The 1,060-nt window shown below is 55.8% G+C and carries 1 rRNA gene; it reads right to left on the bottom strand.

Annotated elements, in window-relative coordinates:
- Positions 1-31: 31 nt before the first annotated feature.
- Positions 32-1,060: ribosomal RNA gene (locus BUB51_RS00015) — 16S ribosomal RNA — on the bottom strand; the annotation flags it as partial.

The following is a 1,060-nucleotide window of genomic DNA, read 5'->3' as shown; positions in this document are numbered from 1 at the left end:
AAACTGAACAGTGCGGAAATTAACTCCTTAGAAAGGAGGTGATCCAGCCGCACCTTCCGATACGGCTACCTTGTTACGACTTCACCCCAATCATCGGCCCCACCTTCGACAGCTGCCTCCTTTCGGTTAGCCCACTGGCTTCGGGTGTTGCCGACTCTCATGGTGTGACGGGCGGTGTGTACAAGACCCGGGAACGCATTCACCGCGACATTCTGATTCGCGATTACTAGCAACTCCAGCTTCATGTGGGCGAGTTGCAGCCCACAATCCGAACTGGGACCGGCTTTTTGGGATTCGCTCCCCCTTACGGGTTCGCTGCCCTCTGTACCGGCCATTGTAGCACGTGTGTAGCCCAAGACATAAGGGGCATGATGATTTGACGTCATCCCCACCTTCCTCCGACTTTTAGCCGGCAGTCCCTCTAGAGTGCCCAGCTTTACCTGATGGCAACTAAAGGCAAGGGTTGCGCTCGTTGCGGGACTTAACCCAACATCTCACGACACGAGCTGACGACAACCATGCACCACCTGTCTCTCCAGTCCCCGAAGGGAAAGCCCTGTCTCCAGAGCCGTCCGGAGGATGTCAAGTCTTGGTAAGGTTCTTCGCGTTGCTTCGAATTAAACCACATGCTCCGCTGCTTGTGCGGGTCCCCGTCAATTCCTTTGAGTTTCAGTCTTGCGACCGTACTCCCCAGGCGGAGTGCTTAATGTGTTAACTGCGGCACTGAAGGTCTAACCCCCCAACACCTAGCACTCATCGTTTACGGCGTGGACTACCAGGGTATCTAATCCTGTTCGCTACCCACGCTTTCGTGCCTCAGCGTCAGTTACAGTCCAGAGAGCCGCCTTCGCCACTGGTGTTCCTCCTAATATCTACGCATTTCACCGCTACACTAGGAATTCCGCTCTCCTCTCCTGCACTCAAGCCCTACAGTTTCAAGTGCTCACATCGGTTGAGCCGATGCCTTTCACACCTGACTTGCAGGGCCGCCTACGCACCCTTTACGCCCAGTGATTCCGGACAACGCTCGCCCCCTACGTATTACCGCGGCTGCTGGCAC

Origin of the sequence: Caloranaerobacter azorensis DSM 13643 (genome assembly GCF_900129995.1) — a bacterium.
GTDB classification, from domain to species: domain Bacteria; phylum Bacillota; class Clostridia; order Tissierellales; family Thermohalobacteraceae; genus Caloranaerobacter; species Caloranaerobacter azorensis.
This window is presented reverse-complemented; position numbering and strand designations above follow the sequence as displayed.